The sequence below is a fragment of the Nitrospirillum guaranorum genome (genome assembly GCF_034653275.1).
Classification (GTDB): domain Bacteria; phylum Pseudomonadota; class Alphaproteobacteria; order Azospirillales; family Azospirillaceae; genus Nitrospirillum.
In genome coordinates, this window is record NZ_JAYEES010000004.1 from 279,316 (window position 1) to 294,102 (window position 14,787).

A 14,787-nucleotide genomic window follows, 5' to 3' on the forward strand; every position below is an offset into this window, starting at 1 on the left:
ACCTTCCGCAAGCCCCGTCGGGCCAACCGGGACGAAATTTGGGGCACACTCATGTCCAGTCAGGTTATGTCCACCGAGCTGCTGAGCCAGTATCTGCCGATCATCATCTTCCTGGCCATCGCCGGGGTGATCGCGGCGGCGATGGTGTTCGGCTCCATGCTGGTCGCCAAGCAGAAGCCGGATAGCGAGAAGCTGTCGGCGTACGAATGTGGCTTCGAGCCGTTCAACGACGCCCGCAGCAAGTTCGACGTGCGCTTCTACCTGGTCGCCATCCTGTTCATCATCTTCGACCTGGAAGTGGCCTTCCTGTTCCCGTGGGCCGTGTCGCTGGGCCGCATCGGCCTGTTCGGCTTCTGGTCCATGATGGCCTTCCTGGGCATCCTGACCATCGGCTTCATCTACGAATGGAAGAAGGGCGCGCTGGACTGGGAGTGATCCCCCGGGGGTGACCCCAGCCCGGCGCTTGAGCCTTTTCCCCTCGTTCCTTCGCATCGCTGCCCGTTCACACCGGAGCCAGACCCGTGACGTCTTTGCCAACCCACTCTTCCGTTTCCCCCGCCGGTGTTCCCGCCGGTGCGGGCGCGCCCCTGCCGCCGGGCCCCGCCCAGGACGCCTACATCAAGGCCGTGACGACGGAGTTGCAGGACAAGGGGTTCGTCGTCGCCAAGCTGGACGCCCTGCAGGAATGGGCGCGCACCGGTTCCCTGTGGCCCATGACGTTCGGCCTGGCCTGCTGCGCCGTGGAAATGATCCACGCCTACATGAGCCGCTTCGACCTGGACCGGTTCGGCGTGATCCCGCGTCCCAGCCCGCGCCAGTCGGACGTGATGATCGTGGCCGGCACCCTGTGCAACAAGATGGCCCCGGCCCTGCGCAAGGTTTACGACCAGATGGCGGAGCCGCGCTGGGTCATCTCCATGGGCTCCTGCGCCAACGGCGGCGGCTACTACCACTACAGCTATTCCGTGGTGCGCGGCTGCGACCGCATCGTGCCCGTGGACATCTACGTTCCGGGCTGCCCGCCCACGGCTGAGGCGCTGGTCTACGGCGTGCTGCAGCTGCAGAAGAAGATCAAGGGCGGTAACCGCCTGGTTCGGCGCTAAGCGGCCCTCGAGGGATCGGGAATGAACGAAGAAACCCTACAGGCGCTGGGCGCCAAGATCGCGGCGGCCCTGCCGGGCGCCGTGACCGGCACCGAGATCCAGAACGGCGAGCTGGTGGTCCGCACCACGCGCGAGGGCCTGCTGCAGACCCTGACGGTGCTGCGCGACGACGCCGGCTGCCGCTGCACCCAGCTGGTGGACATCACCGCGGTGGACTGGCCGTCCAAGCCGGAGCGGTTCGAGGTCAACTACATGCTGCTGTCGGTGTCCAAGAACCTGCGCGCGCGGGTGAAGGTCACCACGGATGAGGACACGCCCGTCCCGTCCTGCGTCCCGCTGTTCCCGGCCGCCGGCTGGTACGAGCGCGAGACCTGGGACATGTTCGGTGTGTTCTTCGCGGGCCATCCAGACCTGCGCCGCATCCTGACCGACTACGGTTTCGAAGGTCACCCCCTGCGCAAGGACTTCCCCCTGACGGGCTACGTCGAGGTCCGCTACGACGACGAGCAGAAGCGCGTCGTCTATGAGCCGGTGAAGCTGACGCAGGACTTCCGGGCCTTTGATTTCATGTCGCCCTGGGAGGCGATGACCGATGTGCAACTGCCGGGCGACGAGAAGGCGGTCATCCCGCTGGGCGCGTCGCTGCGCGACGGCGGCGTGAAGAAGTGAGATCGGCCATGGCCAATCCTGTCGAAAGCCAAATCAAACCCTACACGATGAACTTCGGGCCGCAGCACCCTGCCGCCCACGGCGTGTTGCGCCTGGTTCTGGAGATGGACGGCGAGATCGTCGAGCGGGCCGACCCGCACATCGGTCTGCTGCACCGCGGCACCGAGAAGCTCATCGAGTACAAGACCTACATCCAGGCGATGCCCTACTTCGACCGGCTGGACTACGTGTCCCCGATGTCGGAGGAGCACAGCTTCGTGCTGGCCGCGGAGAAGCTGCTGGGCATCACCCCGCCCAAGCGCGCGCAGCACATCCGCGTGCTGTTCGCCGAGCTGACCCGCATCCTGAACCACCTGCTGAACGTCACGACGTTCGCCATGGACGTGGGCGCGCTGACCCCGGCCCTGTGGGGCTTCGAGGAGCGCGAGCTGCTCATGGAGTTCTACGAGCGGGTGTCGGGCGCCCGCATGCACGCCAACTACTTCCGCGTGGGCGGCGTCCATCAGGACCTGCCGGCCGGCATGCTGGACGACATCGATGCCTACGCGGCCAAGTTCGAGAAGTTTGTCGATGACGTGGAAGGCCTGCTGACCGCCAACCGCATCTTCAAGCAGCGCCTGGTCGACATCGGCATCGTCTCGGGTGACGAGGCGCTGGCCTGGGGTTTCACCGGCCCGGTGCTGCGCGCCTCCGGCATCCCGTGGGACTTGCGCAAGGCCCAGCCCTACGACACCTACGCCGAGTACGACTTCGACGTCGCCGTGGGCAAGACGGGCGACTGCTACGCCCGCTACCTGGTGCGCGTGGAGGAGATGCGGCAGTCCAACCGGATCGTGCAGCAGGCGGTGGCCAAGCTGCGCCAGACCCCGGGTGCGGTGAAGGTGGACGACCGCAAGATCGCCCCGCCGCCGCGCGGCGACATGAAGCGCTCGATGGAATCGCTGATCCATCACTTCAAGCTGTACACCGAGGGTTATCACGTCCCCGCCGGCGAGACCTACACCGCCACGGAATCGCCCAAGGGCGAGTTCGGCGTGTACTTGGTCTCCGACGGATCCAACCGTCCTTATCGTTGCAAGATCCGGCCGACGGGCATCGCCCATCTGCAGGGTGTTGATTTCATGTCCCGGGGCCACATGCTCGCCGACGCCGTCGCGATCATCGGCTCCATCGACGTCGTGTTCGGAGAGATCGACCGATGAGCGCTTCCGAGACCCCTGCCGGTCCGGCGACCTTCGAATTCACCGCCGACAACCTGGCCCTGGCCCAGCGGATCATCGCCAAGTATCCGGAAGGCCGCCAGGCGAGCGCCGTGATGCCGCTGTTGGACCTGGCCCAGCGCCAGCACGACAACTGGCTGCCCCGCGCCGCCATGGACTACGTCGCCGGCATGCTGGGCATGGCTCCCATCCGCGTGTACGAGGTCGCCAGCTTCTACACCATGTACAACCTGAAGCCGGTGGGTAAGCACTTCGTGCAGGTCTGCACGACCACCCCCTGCTGGCTGCGCGGGTCGGACGAGGTGCTGGCGGCGTGCAAGCGCAAGCTGGGCATCGGCCCGGGCGAGACCACGGCCGACGGCCAGTTCACGGTGGTCGAGGTGGAGTGCGCCGGCGCCTGCGTCAACGCGCCCGTCATCTCGCTCAACGACATCTATTACGAGGATCTGGACGGCCCCTCGACCGAGGCGCTGCTGGACACCCTGATCCGGGGCGAGACGCCCAAGCCCGGCCCGCAGAACGGCCGCATCAATTCCGCGCCCATCGGCGGTCCGACGACCCTGATCGAGATGGCGCAGCGTAACGGCGTCAAGCCGGCGTCGCAGGAGTAAGGCCGATGTTGCGCGACGAAGACCGCATCTACACCAACCTCTACGGCTATGAGGACTTCCGCCTGGAAGCCGCCCGCAAGCGCGGCGACTGGGACGGCACCAAGGACATCCTGGCCCGCGGCCGCGACACCATCATCGAGCAGGTGAAGGAATCGGGCATGCGCGGCCGTGGCGGCGCCGGCTTCTCCACCGGCCTGAAGTGGTCGTTCATGCCCAAGAAGGTGGACGGCCCCGTCTACCTGGTGATCAACGCCGACGAGGGCGAGCCCGGCACCTGCAAGGACCGCGAGATCCTACGCCACGATCCGCACAAGCTGATCGAAGGCTGCCTGATCGCCGGTTTCGCCATCGGCGCCACCGCCTGCTACATCTACATCCGTGGCGAGTTCTACAACGAGGCGTCCAACGTCCAGGTCGCCATCGACGAGGCCTACGCCGCCGGCCTGATCGGCAAGAACGCCTGCGGCAGCGGCTACGACTACGATATCTACCTGCACAAGGGTGCGGGCGCCTACATCTGCGGCGAGGAAACCGCGCTCATCGAGTCCATCGAGGGCAAGAAGGGCCAGCCGCGCAACAAGCCGCCGTTCCCCGCCAACGCCGGCCTGTACTCCCGCCCGACCACGGTCAACAACGTGGAAAGCATCGCGGGCGTTCCCACCATTCTGCGTCGCGGCCCCGCCTGGTTCGCCGGCATCGGCCGCCCCAAGAATGTGGGCACCAAGCTGTTCTGCATCTCCGGCCACGTGAACAAGCCGTGCAACGTGGAAGAGGAGATGGGCATCCCCCTGAAGGAGCTGATCGAGCGCCACGCCGGCGGCGTGCGCGGCGGCTGGGACAACCTGCTGGCCGTCATCCCCGGCGGCTCCTCCGTGCCGGTGATGCCCAAAAGCGTCTGCGACACCGTGCTGATGGACTTCGACAGCCTGCGCGAGGTCGGGTCCGGCCTGGGCACGGCCGCCGTGATCGTCATGGACAAGTCGACCGACATCGTCCGCGCCATCGCCCGCCTGTCGAAGTTCTACATGCATGAGAGCTGCGGCCAGTGCACACCCTGCCGCGAAGGCACCGGCTGGCTGGCCCGCGTCATGGACCGCATGGTCCGTGGCCAGGCCCGCCTGGAAGAGATCGACATGCTGCAGGACGTCACCAAGCAGATCGAAGGCCGCACCATCTGCGCCTTGGGCGATGCCGCCGCCTGGCCCGTGCAGGGCCTGATCCGGCACTTCCGTCCGGAGATGGAACGCCGCATCGCCGATTATCGCCAGAGCATCGCTGCCGAGTGATCGGTGGAAGGATTTGAGACATGCCGAAACTGACCATCGACGGTATCGAGCTTGAAGTGGCGCCTGGCACCTCCGTGCTGCAGGCCTGCGAGCAGCTGGGCATCGAGGTTCCGCGCTTCTGCTATCACGAGAAGCTGTCGGTCCCGGCCAACTGCCGCATGTGCCTGGTGGAGATGGAGAAGGCGCCCAAGCCCATCGCCAGCTGCGCCATGCCCTGCGGCGAAGGCATGGTGATCAAGACCGACACCGACACCGTGCACAAGGCGCGCAAGGGGGTGATGGAGTTCCTGCTCATCAACCACCCGCTGGACTGCCCCATCTGCGACCAGGGCGGCGAGTGCGACCTGCAGGACCAGGCCGTGGGCTACGGTTTCGACCGGGGCCGCTATGGTGAGGAAAAGCGCGCGGTCAAGGACAAGAACCTGGGCCCGCTGATCAAGACGATCATGACGCGCTGCATCCACTGCACGCGCTGCATCCGCTTCAGCGATGAGATCGCGGGCGTGTCCGTGATGGGCGCCACCGGCCGTGGCGAGCACATGGAGATCGGCACCTACGTCGAGGCCGCCGTCTCGTCCGAGCTGTCGGGCAACCTGGTGGACGTGTGCCCCGTGGGCGCGCTGACCTCCAAGCCCTACGCCTTCACCGCCCGCCCCTGGGAACTGCGCAAGACGGAATTGGTGGACGTCCTGGACGCCGTCGGTTCCAACATCCGCATCGACACCCGCGGCGGCGAAGTGCTGCGCATCCTCCCCCGCCTGAACGAGGCGGTGAACGAGGAATGGATCAGCGACAAGACCCGCTACGCCCATGACGGCCTGAAGCGCCAGCGCCTGGACCGCCCGTACATCCGCGAGAATGGCAAGCTGCGCGCCGCCTCGTGGGAAGAGGCCTTGGCCCTGACCGCCTCCAAGCTGAAGGGTGCCGCGCCGGAGAAGATCGCCGCCATCGCCGGCGATCTGGCCGACGCCGAAAGCCTGCTGGCCCTGAAGGACCTGCTGGGCGGCATGGGTGTGGCCAGCCTGGAAAGCCGCCAGGACGGCAGCGCCATCGACGCGGCATCCCGCGCCGGCTACATCTTCAACAGCACCATCGCGGGCATCGAGCAGGCGGACCAGATCCTTCTGATCGGCACCAACCCGCGCTGGGAAGGCAGCCTGGTCAACGCCCGCATCCGCAAGCGCTACCTGCAGGGTGGCCTGACCGTCACCGTGCTGGGCCCGCGCGTCGATCTGACCTTCCCCATCGAGCACCTGGGCAACGACGCCACGCTGCTGAACGCCATCGCCGACGGCAGCCACCCCTACGCCGAGACGCTGAAGGCCGCCAAGAAGCCCCTGCTGATCCTGGGCTCCGGCGCCCTGGCCCGTGCCGACGGCGCCGCCGTCTGGGCCGCCGCCCGCGCGGTGGCCGAGGCCTGCGGCCTGGTGCGCGAGGACTGGAACGGCTTCAACGTCCTGCACCGGGCGGCCTCCCGCGTCGGCGCCCTGGACCTGGGCTTCCTGCCCGCCAAGGGCGGCCGCGACCTGGCCGGCATCCTGGACGGCGCCCGCAAGGGCGAGGTCGAGGTGGTCTACCTGCTGGGCGCCGACGAGATCGACGCCCAGAACTTCGGTCGCGCCTTCGTGATCTACCAGGGCCACCACGGCGACCGGGGCGCCCACCGCGCCGACGTCATCCTGCCGGGTGCCGCCTACACCGAGAAGAACGCGACCTACGTCAACACCGAGGGCCGCGCCCAGCATACCCGCCAGGCCACCTTCCCGGTGGGCGAGGCGCGCGAGGATTGGAAGATCATCCGCGCGCTGTCGGGCGCCCTGGGCAAGCCCCTGCCGTATGACACCCTGCAGCAGCTGCGCAAGCGGCTGGCCGACGCCAACCCGGTGTTCGCCCAGATCGACCGCGCCACGCCGGCCGCCTGGGGTGCCTTTGGTACCGCCGGTGCCGTGGCCGCCGCCCCCTTCACCCTGCCGGTGGAGAACTTCTACATGACCGACGCGATCAGCCGCGCCTCGGCCACCATGGCCGAATGCACGGAGGCCTTCGTGTCGCCCGCCGTTGCCGAGAGGACCGGTACCCATGGCTGATTTCCTCGCCCTGCACCTGGGGCTGCCCCTCACCTGGGCGACCCTGGTGGCGATCATCCTGAAGATCCTGGTGATCACGGTGCCGTTGCTGATCGCGATGGCCATGATGACCTACATGGAACGCAAGGTGCTGGCCGCCATCCAGCTGCGCCAGGGCCCGATCCTGGTCGGCCCCTTCGGTCTGCTGCAGCCGTTCGCCGACGGCCTGAAGCTGATGACCAAGGAGACGATCATCCCGGCCGGCGCCAACCGCGCCGTGTTCCTGGTCGCGCCGATGATCACCTTCATCCTGGCGCTGGTGGCCTGGGCGGTCATCCCCTTCGGCGAGGGCCTGGTGCTGTCCGACATCAACGTCGGCGTGCTCTACCTCTTCGCCATCAGCTCGCTGGGCGTCTACGGCATCATCATGTCGGGCTGGGCGTCCAACTCGAAGTACGCCTTCCTGGGCGGCCTGCGCTCCGCCGCGCAGATGGTGTCCTACGAGGTCTCCATCGGCTTCGTCATCATCACCGTGCTGTTGTGCGTCGGCTCGCTGAACCTGTCGGACATCGTCCGGGCGCAGAGCCACCTGTGGTTCTGCATCCCGCTATTCCCCATGTTCGTCGTGTTCTTCATCTCGGCGCTCGCGGAAACCAACCGCGCCCCCTTCGACCTGCCGGAAGGCGAGTCCGAACTGGTGGGCGGTTTCCACACCGAATACTCGGCCATGACCTTCGCCCTGTTCTTCCTGGGCGAGTACATCAGCATGCTCCTGATGAGCGGGATGACCTCCATCCTGTTCCTGGGCGGCTGGCAGCCCTTCCCCTTCCTGGGCTTCATCCCCGGCCCGCTGAACCTGATCATCAAGATCTGCCTCCTGATGTTCGTGTTCATCTGGGTGCGCGGCACGCTGCCCCGCTACCGCTATGACCAGCTGATGCGCCTGGGCTGGAAGGTCTTCCTGCCGTTCTCCCTGGTCTGGGTGATCCTGACTTCCGGCTTCCTTGTCTACTTCGACAAGCTGCCGCACTGAGCGATGCGTCCCCGCCCCGGGCGGGACTTTGGTACTGACTTGTGACCGCGGGGGGAGCCGCCCCCCGCATCAAGGAATGAGGTGACGACATGGCCTGGCTCGACCGTACGGCGCGCGGCCTGTTCATGACCGAGCTGGTGAAGGGCTTCGCCCTGACCTTCAGCTACATGTTCAAGCCCCGGGTGACGCTCAACTACCCGTATGAGCGCAGCCCGCTGAGCCCCCGCTTCCGCGGCGAACACGCGCTGCGCCGCTATCCCAACGGGGAAGAGCGCTGCATCGCCTGCAAGCTGTGCGAAGCGGTGTGCCCGGCCCTGGCCATCACCATCGAAGCGGAACCCCGTGAGGACGGCTCGCGCCGGACCACCCGCTACGACATCGACATGACCAAGTGCATCTACTGCGGTCTCTGCCAGGAGGCCTGCCCCGTAGACGCCATCGTCGAAGGGCCGAACATCGAGTTCGCCACCGAGACGCGCGAGGAGCTTTTCTACAACAAGGAAAAGCTGCTGGCGAACGGCGACCGCTGGGAACCCCTGCTGGCGGCCAACATCGCCGCGGATGCGCCCTACCGCTGAGCCTGAGCGCCTTTTTTCAAGCCTTGTGACGCCTAACCCCGTGACACCCGCGCGCGGGATCGCCCGCGCCCCCGACGTCGAGTCAGGGACCCAGACGATGGGCCCGGTTACCGGAGAGAAATCTTGATCGCCAACGTCCGCAACCCGCACCGGAAGGAGAGCCGCCGATGATACTGCCCGCTCTCGCCTTCTATCTGTTCGCCGCCGTGCTGGTGCTGGCCGGCATGCTGGTGATCACGGCGCGCAACCCGGTGCACTCCGTCCTGTTCCTGATCCTGGCCTTCTTCAACGCGGCCGGCCTGTTCGTGCTGATCGGGGCGGAATTCGTGGCGATGATCCTGGTCATCGTCTACGTGGGCGCCGTGGCGGTGCTGTTCCTCTTTGTCGTCATGATGCTGGACATCAACTTCCAGGAACTGCGCAAGGGCTTCCTGCGCTACCTGCCGGCGGGCCTCGCCGTGGGGGCGGCCCTGCTGGCGGAACTGGGCCTGGTGATCTCCGGCTGGGTCTACGCCGGCCCGGCGGACAGCGTCCGCGCGGCGCCGACGCCGGAAAGCGTGGGCAACGCCCAGGCGCTGGGCGACCTGCTCTACACCCAATACGCCTTCATCTTCGAGGCCTCCGGCCTGGTGCTGCTGGTCGCCATGATCGGCGCCATCGTGCTGACCCTGCGCTCGCGCAAGGGCGTGCGCCGCCAGGTCATCGCCGACCAGCTGGCCCGCCGCCGCGAGGACGTGGTGGCCGTGGTCAAGGTCCAGACCGGGGAGGGCGTGTAAACCATGGAAAACATGATGGATATCGGTCTGGGCCACTACCTGTCGGTGGCGGCCATCCTGTTCATCCTGGGCGTGTTCGGCATCTTCCTGAACCGCCGCAACGTCATCATCATCCTGATGTCGATCGAGCTGATCCTGCTCGCCGTCAACATCAACCTCGTCGCCTTCTCGGTCTTCCTGCACGATCTCGTGGGACAGGTGTTCGCCCTGTTCATCCTGACCGTTGCGGCTGCCGAGGCCGCCATCGGCCTCGCCATCCTCGTCATCTACTTCCGCAACCGTGGCTCGATCGCGGTTGAGGACATCAACCTGATGAAGGGTTGAGGGTCATGGCCGTTATCGCAGCAATCTTCCTGCCGCTCCTCGCGGCGTTCATCGCCGGCTTCTTCGGCCGCCGCATCGGTGACCTGGGTTCCCAGCTCGTCACCTGCGGCGCCATGGTGGCGGCACTGGTCCTGTCCGTCATCCTGTTCATCGACGTGGCCGTGAACGGACATGCCACCGTGGTTCCGCTGGCCAACTGGGTCGCCAGCGGCGACTTCCACGTCGATTGGGCCCTGCGCGTCGATACCCTGACGGCGGTCATGCTGATCGTGGTCAACGGCGTGTCGACCATGGTCCACATCTACTCCGTCGGCTACATGAGCCATGACCCGGACAAGCCCCGGTTCATGTCCTACCTCAGCCTGTTCACCTTCATGATGCTCATGCTGGTGACCTCGGACAATTTGGTGCAGATGTTCTTCGGCTGGGAGGGTGTCGGTGTCGCCTCCTACCTGCTGATCAACTTCTGGTTCGAGAAGAAGAGCGCCAACGACGCCTCCATGAAGGCGTTCCTGGTGAACCGCGTGGGTGACTTCGGCTTCGCCCTGGGCATCTTCTCGATCTTCATCATCTTCGGCAGCGTCGAATTCGGCACGATCTTCCCGGCCGCCGCTGGCAAGGCCCACGCCACCTTCAACTTCCTGGGCTGGCATGTGTCGGCGCTGGACTGCGCCTGCCTGCTGCTGTTCGTCGGCGCGATGGGCAAGTCGGCCCAGCTGGGCCTGCACACCTGGCTGCCGGACGCGATGGAGGGCCCGACCCCGGTGTCGGCCCTCATCCACGCCGCCACCATGGTGACCGCCGGCGTCTTCATGCTGGCCCGCATGAGCCCGGTGTTCGAGTACGCCCCCACCGCGCTGGCCGTGGTGACCGTGCTGGGCGCCCTGACCGCCTTCGTCGCCGCCACGATCGGCATGACCCAGTTCGACATCAAGCGCGTCATCGCCTATTCGACGATGAGCCAGCTGGGCTACATGTTCTTCGCCATCGGCGTGTCGGCTTACCAGGCCGCCGTCTTCCACCTGATGACCCACGCCTTCTTCAAGGCCCTGCTGTTCCTGGGCGCCGGTTCCGTCATCCACGCCATGTCGGGTGAGCAGGACATGCGCAAGATGGGCGGCATCGCCAGGCTCATCCCCTTCACCTATGTGGTGATGTGGATTGGCAACCTGGCCCTGGCCGGTGTCGGCATTCCCGGCGTGTACGGTTTCGCGGGCTTCTACTCCAAGGACATCGTCCTGGAGGCCGCCTACGGCTCCGGCACCGCCGTCGGCCACTTCGCCTACTGGCTGGGCATCGCCGCCGCCTTCATGACCGCCTTCTACTCCTGGCGCTTGCTGATCATGACCTTCCATGGCAAGCCGCGCGCCTCCAAGGAGGTCATGGACCACGTGCACGAAAGCCCGCTGGTCATGACCGGTCCGCTGACCGTGCTGGCCATCGGCGCCCTGGTCGCCGGTATCGGCGGCTACGAGTGGTTCGTCGGCCATGCCGCCCGCGCCGAATTCTGGCGCGGCGCCATCCAGGTCCTGCACGCCCATGACAGCATCCACGCCGCCCATGAGGGTCCGGAATGGGTGGGCCTCCTGCCACTGATCGTCGGCTTGGCTGGCATCGGCCTGGCCTACGTCTGCTACATGTTTGTGCCCGGCATCCCGGCGACCTTCACCAAGATCGTGAAGCCGCTGCACGTGCTGGTCTTCAACAAGTACTTCTTCGACCAGATTTACGACGTGCTGTTCGTGAAGCCGGCCCAGGTCCTTGGCTTCGGCCTGTGGAAGGCCGGTGACGGCGCCATTATCGACGGCCTCGGCCCCGATGGCGTCGCCAAGACCACCCGCGGCGTGGCCGCCGGCGTCAGCCGTCTGCAGTCCGGGTACGTCTACCACTACGCATTCGCCATGGTGATCGGCGTGGTCGCGCTGGTCGGCTGGTTCTACTTCAAGCCCTGAGCAGGACGAGGCATCTAAGATGGCTGATTGGCCGATCCTGTCGCTGACGACGTTCCTTCCGTCGATTGGCGCCCTACTCATCCTGCTGGTGCGCGGCGAAGAACAGGCCGTGGCGCGGAACGCGAAGGCGATCGCCCTCGCGACGTCGCTTCTCACCTTCATCGTTTCGCTGTTCATCCTGGTGAAGTTCGACCCCTCCAGCGCCGGCTTCCAGCTGGTGGAGGAACACAGCTGGATCCCCGCCCTGGGCATCCAGTACCTGCGCGGCATCGACGGCGTGTCCGTCTGGTTCGTGCTGGCCTCGACCTTCCTCACGCCCGTCTGCGTGCTGGCCTCCTGGGACAGCATCGAGAAGCGCGTGAAGGAGTTCATGATGTCGCTCCTGCTGCTGGAGACCATGCTGGTCGGCATGTTCACCGCGCTGGACTTCATCCTGTTCTACATCTTCTTCGAAGGTGTCCTGCTGCCGATGTTCCTGATGATCGGCGTGTGGGGTGGTCCGGGCCGCATCTATGCCGCCTACAAGTTCTTCATCTACACCTTCATCGGCTCCGTCCTGATGCTGCTGGCCATCGTCGCCATGTACCTGCAGGTCGGCACGATGGACATGCGGGTGATGCTGGACCACACCTTCGACCCGTCCATGCAGAAGATCCTGTGGCTGGCCTTCTTCGCCGCCTTCGCGGTGAAGACCCCGATGTGGCCGTTCCACACCTGGCTGCCCTTCGCCCACGTGGAGGCGCCGACCGCCGGCTCCGTCATGCTGGCCGGCGTCATGCTGAAGATGGGCGGTTACGGTCTGATCCGCGCCAACCTGCAGATGCTGCCCATCGGCTCGGCCACCTACACCAACCTGGTGTTCGTGATGTCGGTCGTCGCCATCATCTACACCTCGCTGGTGGCGCTGGCGCAGACCGACATGAAGAAGATGATCGCCTATTCCTCCGTGGCCCACATGGGTTACGTCAGCATGGGCATCTTCTCCGCCAACGCCCAGGGCCTGGACGGCGCCATGTTCCAGATGCTGTCGCACACCGTGGTGTCGGCGGCCCTCTTCCTCTGCATCGGCGTGGTCTACAACCGCCTGCACACCCGTGAGATCGCGCGCTACGGCGGCATGGCGCACAACATGCCCAAGTACGCCGTGGTGTTCATGCTGTTCATGCTGGCCTCGGTCGGCCTGCCCGGCACCTCGGGTTTCGTGGGTGAGTTCCTGTCCATGCTGGGCGCGTACGAGGCCAACACCTGGGTGGGCCTGTTCGCCTCCACCGGCCTGGTGTTCGGCGCCGCCTACATGCTGCTGCTCTATCGCAAGCTATTCTACGGCAAGCTGGAGAAGCCGGACGTGATCGCCATGCCCGACCTGAACGGGAAGGAGATCGTCTACTTCGCCCCGCTGGTCGCCATCGTCATCATGATGGGCGTCTACCCGAAGAGCTTCAGCAGCGTGTACGCCGCGTCGCTGGACCACATCCTGTCGCACCACCGCGAGGCCCTGGCCGCCGAGGGTTTGACCCCGCCGGTCGCCAACCCGGCCTCCGCCTTCGTCCCGGCCGCCAACGCCGGGACCCTCTCGGCCCATCCGGCGACCAGCGAGACGCCGGGCACCGAGCCGGCGGTTGAGCCGACCACTTCTGAAACGCCCGCCGAAGCGCCCGCCCAGAGCGAGCCCAAGGCGGACGCCAACCCCGACGCCGGCCACTGATCCAGCGGGAAACGATCCATGCAACCTGTCCTTACCGATCTGATCCCGGCCCTGCCTGAGATCTTCCTGGCCGTGGCGGCGCTCGCGCTGCTGATGCTGGGTGTGTTCAGCGGCAAGAATGGCACCCGCCTGGTCAGCGGCCTGGCCGTGGTGGCGCTGGTGGTGACCGCCGTGCTGCTGTTCCGCCAGGAAGGCTACGACGTGGCCTTCTCCGGCCTGTTCATCACCGATGGCTTCGCCGTCTTCTCCAAGCTGCTGGTCCTGCTGGGTACCGGCCTCTCCATCGTCATCGCCCAGAACTTCATTGCTCGCGAGGACATGGACCGGTTCGAGTATCCGGTGCTCATGCTGCTGGCGACCGTCGGCATGATGATGATGGTGTCGGCCAACGACCTGCTGACCCTGTATGTCGGCCTGGAACTGCAGAGCCTGTCGCTCTACGTCATCGCGTCCTTCCGCCGCGATTTCGCCAAGAGCACCGAGGCCGGCCTGAAGTACTTCGTGCTGGGCGCCTTGTCCTCCGGCATGCTGCTGTACGGCATCAGCCTGATCTACGGCTTCGCCGGCACCACCAACTTCATCACCATCGCCCAGGTCCTGCAGGCCGGCCCGGCGTCCCTGGGCGTCATCGTCGGCCTGGTCTTCGTCGCCGCCGGCCTGGCCTTCAAGATCTCCGCCGTGCCGTTCCACATGTGGACGCCGGACGTGTACGAGGGCGCCCCCACCCCGGTCACGGCCTTCTTCGCCGTGGCGCCCAAGGTGGCCGCCATCTGCCTGTTCATCCGCGTGCTGGAGGGGCCCTTCGGTTCCCTGCTGCCGCAGTGGCGCCAGGTGATCGAGTTCTGCTCCGTCGCTTCCATGGTGGTGGGCTCGCTGGCGGCCATCCGCCAGAGCAACATCAAGCGCCTGATGGCCTACAGCTCCATCGCCAACATCGGCTACGCCCTTGTCGGCGTGGCGGCGGGCACCGCCGAGGGCGTGCAGGCCGTGCTGATCTACATGGCGATCTACCTGGTGATGACCGTTGGCACCTTCGCCATCATCATCGGCATGCGCCAGAAGGGTAAGGCTGTGGAAGAGATCGCCGACCTGTCCGGCCTCTCCAAGACCAACCCCATGCTGGCCCTCGCCCTGGCCGTGTTCATGTTCTCCATGGCGGGCGTGCCGCCGGCGGCCGGCTTCTTCGGCAAGCTGCTGGTGTTCATGGCCGCGTGGAAGGCCGGGCTGTACCCGCTGTCCATCATCATGGCGCTGACCAGCGGCATCAGCCTCTACTATTATCTGAAGATCTGTAAGGTCTCCTGGTTCGACGACGTGAAGGAGCCGCTGGACCGTCCCACGGCCGGCCTGTCCTGGGTCGTCACCGCCACCGCCCTGGTGGTGTTCCCGGTGGCCCTGGTGATCGGCACCCCGGTGCTGAACAGCGCCGCCGCCGCCGCCGCCAGCCTGTTCCATTGAGCGGGC

At 66.2% G+C, this 14,787-nt stretch carries 14 protein-coding genes; all 14 read left to right on the plus strand.

All coding sequences use genetic code 11. From position 1 onward, the window contains the following. Positions 1 to 66 precede the first annotated feature (66 nt). The 14 genes from UAJ10_RS23100 (at position 67) to nuoN (ending at position 14,781) form a co-directional block, all read left to right on the plus strand. On the plus strand, positions 67 to 435 hold the full coding sequence (locus UAJ10_RS23100) for an NADH-quinone oxidoreductase subunit A (RefSeq protein WP_040849814.1): 369 nt from the start codon (positions 67 to 69) through the stop codon (positions 433 to 435). Between the two features lie 95 nt (positions 436 to 530). Further along, the gene (locus UAJ10_RS23105; protein ID WP_040849827.1) at positions 531 to 1,103 is read left to right on the plus strand and encodes a NuoB/complex I 20 kDa subunit family protein; all 573 of its coding nucleotides are present in this window, start codon (positions 531 to 533) and stop codon (positions 1,101 to 1,103) included. A gap of 21 nt (positions 1,104 to 1,124) precedes the next feature. Next, complete coding sequence (locus UAJ10_RS23110) at positions 1,125 to 1,772, plus strand: NADH-quinone oxidoreductase subunit C (protein ID WP_322917606.1); 648 nt, start codon at positions 1,125 to 1,127, stop codon at positions 1,770 to 1,772. 8 nt (positions 1,773 to 1,780) lie between these two features. Then, the gene (locus UAJ10_RS23115; protein WP_322917607.1) at positions 1,781 to 2,974 is read left to right on the plus strand and encodes an NADH-quinone oxidoreductase subunit D; all 1,194 of its coding nucleotides are present in this window, start codon (positions 1,781 to 1,783) and stop codon (positions 2,972 to 2,974) included. Next, positions 2,971 to 3,603, plus strand: a complete 633-nt coding sequence (nuoE, locus tag UAJ10_RS23120; RefSeq protein ID WP_145608528.1) for an NADH-quinone oxidoreductase subunit NuoE — start codon at positions 2,971 to 2,973, stop codon at positions 3,601 to 3,603. Before UAJ10_RS23115 ends, nuoE begins: the two co-directional genes overlap by 4 nt. A 5-nt stretch (positions 3,604 to 3,608) precedes the next feature. Further along, positions 3,609 to 4,889, plus strand: a complete 1,281-nt coding sequence (gene nuoF / locus UAJ10_RS23125) for an NADH-quinone oxidoreductase subunit NuoF (RefSeq protein ID WP_322917608.1) — start codon at positions 3,609 to 3,611, stop codon at positions 4,887 to 4,889. Positions 4,890 to 4,909: 20 nt separating this feature from the next. Continuing rightward, entirely contained in the window at positions 4,910 to 6,976 is a 2,067-nt protein-coding gene (gene nuoG, locus UAJ10_RS23130) for an NADH-quinone oxidoreductase subunit NuoG (RefSeq protein WP_322917609.1), read from the plus strand. After that, positions 6,969 to 7,988 carry an NADH-quinone oxidoreductase subunit NuoH gene (gene nuoH / locus UAJ10_RS23135; RefSeq protein ID WP_322917610.1) on the plus strand — a complete coding sequence of 340 codons (1,020 nt, stop codon included), beginning with the start codon at positions 6,969 to 6,971 and terminating at the stop codon, positions 7,986 to 7,988. The genes nuoG and nuoH overlap by 8 nt, the downstream gene beginning before the upstream one ends. 89 nt (positions 7,989 to 8,077) lie before the next feature. Beyond that, the gene (nuoI, locus tag UAJ10_RS23140) at positions 8,078 to 8,566 is read left to right on the plus strand and encodes an NADH-quinone oxidoreductase subunit NuoI (protein WP_088873695.1); all 489 of its coding nucleotides are present in this window, start codon (positions 8,078 to 8,080) and stop codon (positions 8,564 to 8,566) included. Positions 8,567 to 8,733: 167 nt separating this feature from the next. After that, positions 8,734 to 9,342 carry an NADH-quinone oxidoreductase subunit J gene (locus UAJ10_RS23145; RefSeq protein ID WP_040846282.1) on the plus strand — a complete coding sequence of 203 codons (609 nt, stop codon included), beginning with the start codon at positions 8,734 to 8,736 and terminating at the stop codon, positions 9,340 to 9,342. A 15-nt stretch (positions 9,343 to 9,357) separates the two neighbouring features. After that, a complete protein-coding gene (gene nuoK, locus UAJ10_RS23150; protein WP_040846291.1) occupies positions 9,358 to 9,666 on the plus strand; it encodes an NADH-quinone oxidoreductase subunit NuoK in 309 nt (102 codons plus the stop codon). A gap of 5 nt (positions 9,667 to 9,671) precedes the next feature. Continuing rightward, on the plus strand, positions 9,672 to 11,618 hold the full coding sequence (gene nuoL, locus UAJ10_RS23155) for an NADH-quinone oxidoreductase subunit L (protein ID WP_322917611.1): 1,947 nt from the start codon (positions 9,672 to 9,674) through the stop codon (positions 11,616 to 11,618). Positions 11,619 to 11,637: 19 nt separating this feature from the next. Continuing rightward, positions 11,638 to 13,323 carry an NADH-quinone oxidoreductase subunit M gene (locus UAJ10_RS23160; protein WP_322917612.1) on the plus strand — a complete coding sequence of 562 codons (1,686 nt, stop codon included), beginning with the start codon at positions 11,638 to 11,640 and terminating at the stop codon, positions 13,321 to 13,323. 18 nt (positions 13,324 to 13,341) lie between these two features. Then, the gene (gene nuoN / locus UAJ10_RS23165; protein WP_322917613.1) at positions 13,342 to 14,781 is read left to right on the plus strand and encodes an NADH-quinone oxidoreductase subunit NuoN; all 1,440 of its coding nucleotides are present in this window, start codon (positions 13,342 to 13,344) and stop codon (positions 14,779 to 14,781) included. Positions 14,782 to 14,787 lie beyond the last annotated feature (6 nt).

Coding starts and splice junctions, on each gene's coding strand:
- nuoE (WP_145608528.1), top strand. CDS start 2,971: ATGAGCGCTTCCGAGACCCCTGCCGGTCCGGCGACCTTCGAATTCACC.
- nuoG (WP_322917609.1), top strand. CDS start 4,910: ATGCCGAAACTGACCATCGACGGTATCGAGCTTGAAGTGGCGCCTGGC.
- UAJ10_RS23115 (WP_322917607.1), top strand. CDS start 1,781: ATGGCCAATCCTGTCGAAAGCCAAATCAAACCCTACACGATGAACTTC.
- UAJ10_RS23100 (WP_040849814.1), top strand. CDS start 67: ATGTCCACCGAGCTGCTGAGCCAGTATCTGCCGATCATCATCTTCCTG.
- nuoI (WP_088873695.1), top strand. CDS start 8,078: ATGGCCTGGCTCGACCGTACGGCGCGCGGCCTGTTCATGACCGAGCTG.
- nuoF (WP_322917608.1), top strand. CDS start 3,609: ATGTTGCGCGACGAAGACCGCATCTACACCAACCTCTACGGCTATGAG.
- nuoN (WP_322917613.1), top strand. CDS start 13,342: ATGCAACCTGTCCTTACCGATCTGATCCCGGCCCTGCCTGAGATCTTC.
- UAJ10_RS23145 (WP_040846282.1), top strand. CDS start 8,734: ATGATACTGCCCGCTCTCGCCTTCTATCTGTTCGCCGCCGTGCTGGTG.
- UAJ10_RS23160 (WP_322917612.1), top strand. CDS start 11,638: ATGGCTGATTGGCCGATCCTGTCGCTGACGACGTTCCTTCCGTCGATT.
- nuoH (WP_322917610.1), top strand. CDS start 6,969: ATGGCTGATTTCCTCGCCCTGCACCTGGGGCTGCCCCTCACCTGGGCG.
- nuoK (WP_040846291.1), top strand. CDS start 9,358: ATGGATATCGGTCTGGGCCACTACCTGTCGGTGGCGGCCATCCTGTTC.
- nuoL (WP_322917611.1), top strand. CDS start 9,672: ATGGCCGTTATCGCAGCAATCTTCCTGCCGCTCCTCGCGGCGTTCATC.
- UAJ10_RS23110 (WP_322917606.1), top strand. CDS start 1,125: ATGAACGAAGAAACCCTACAGGCGCTGGGCGCCAAGATCGCGGCGGCC.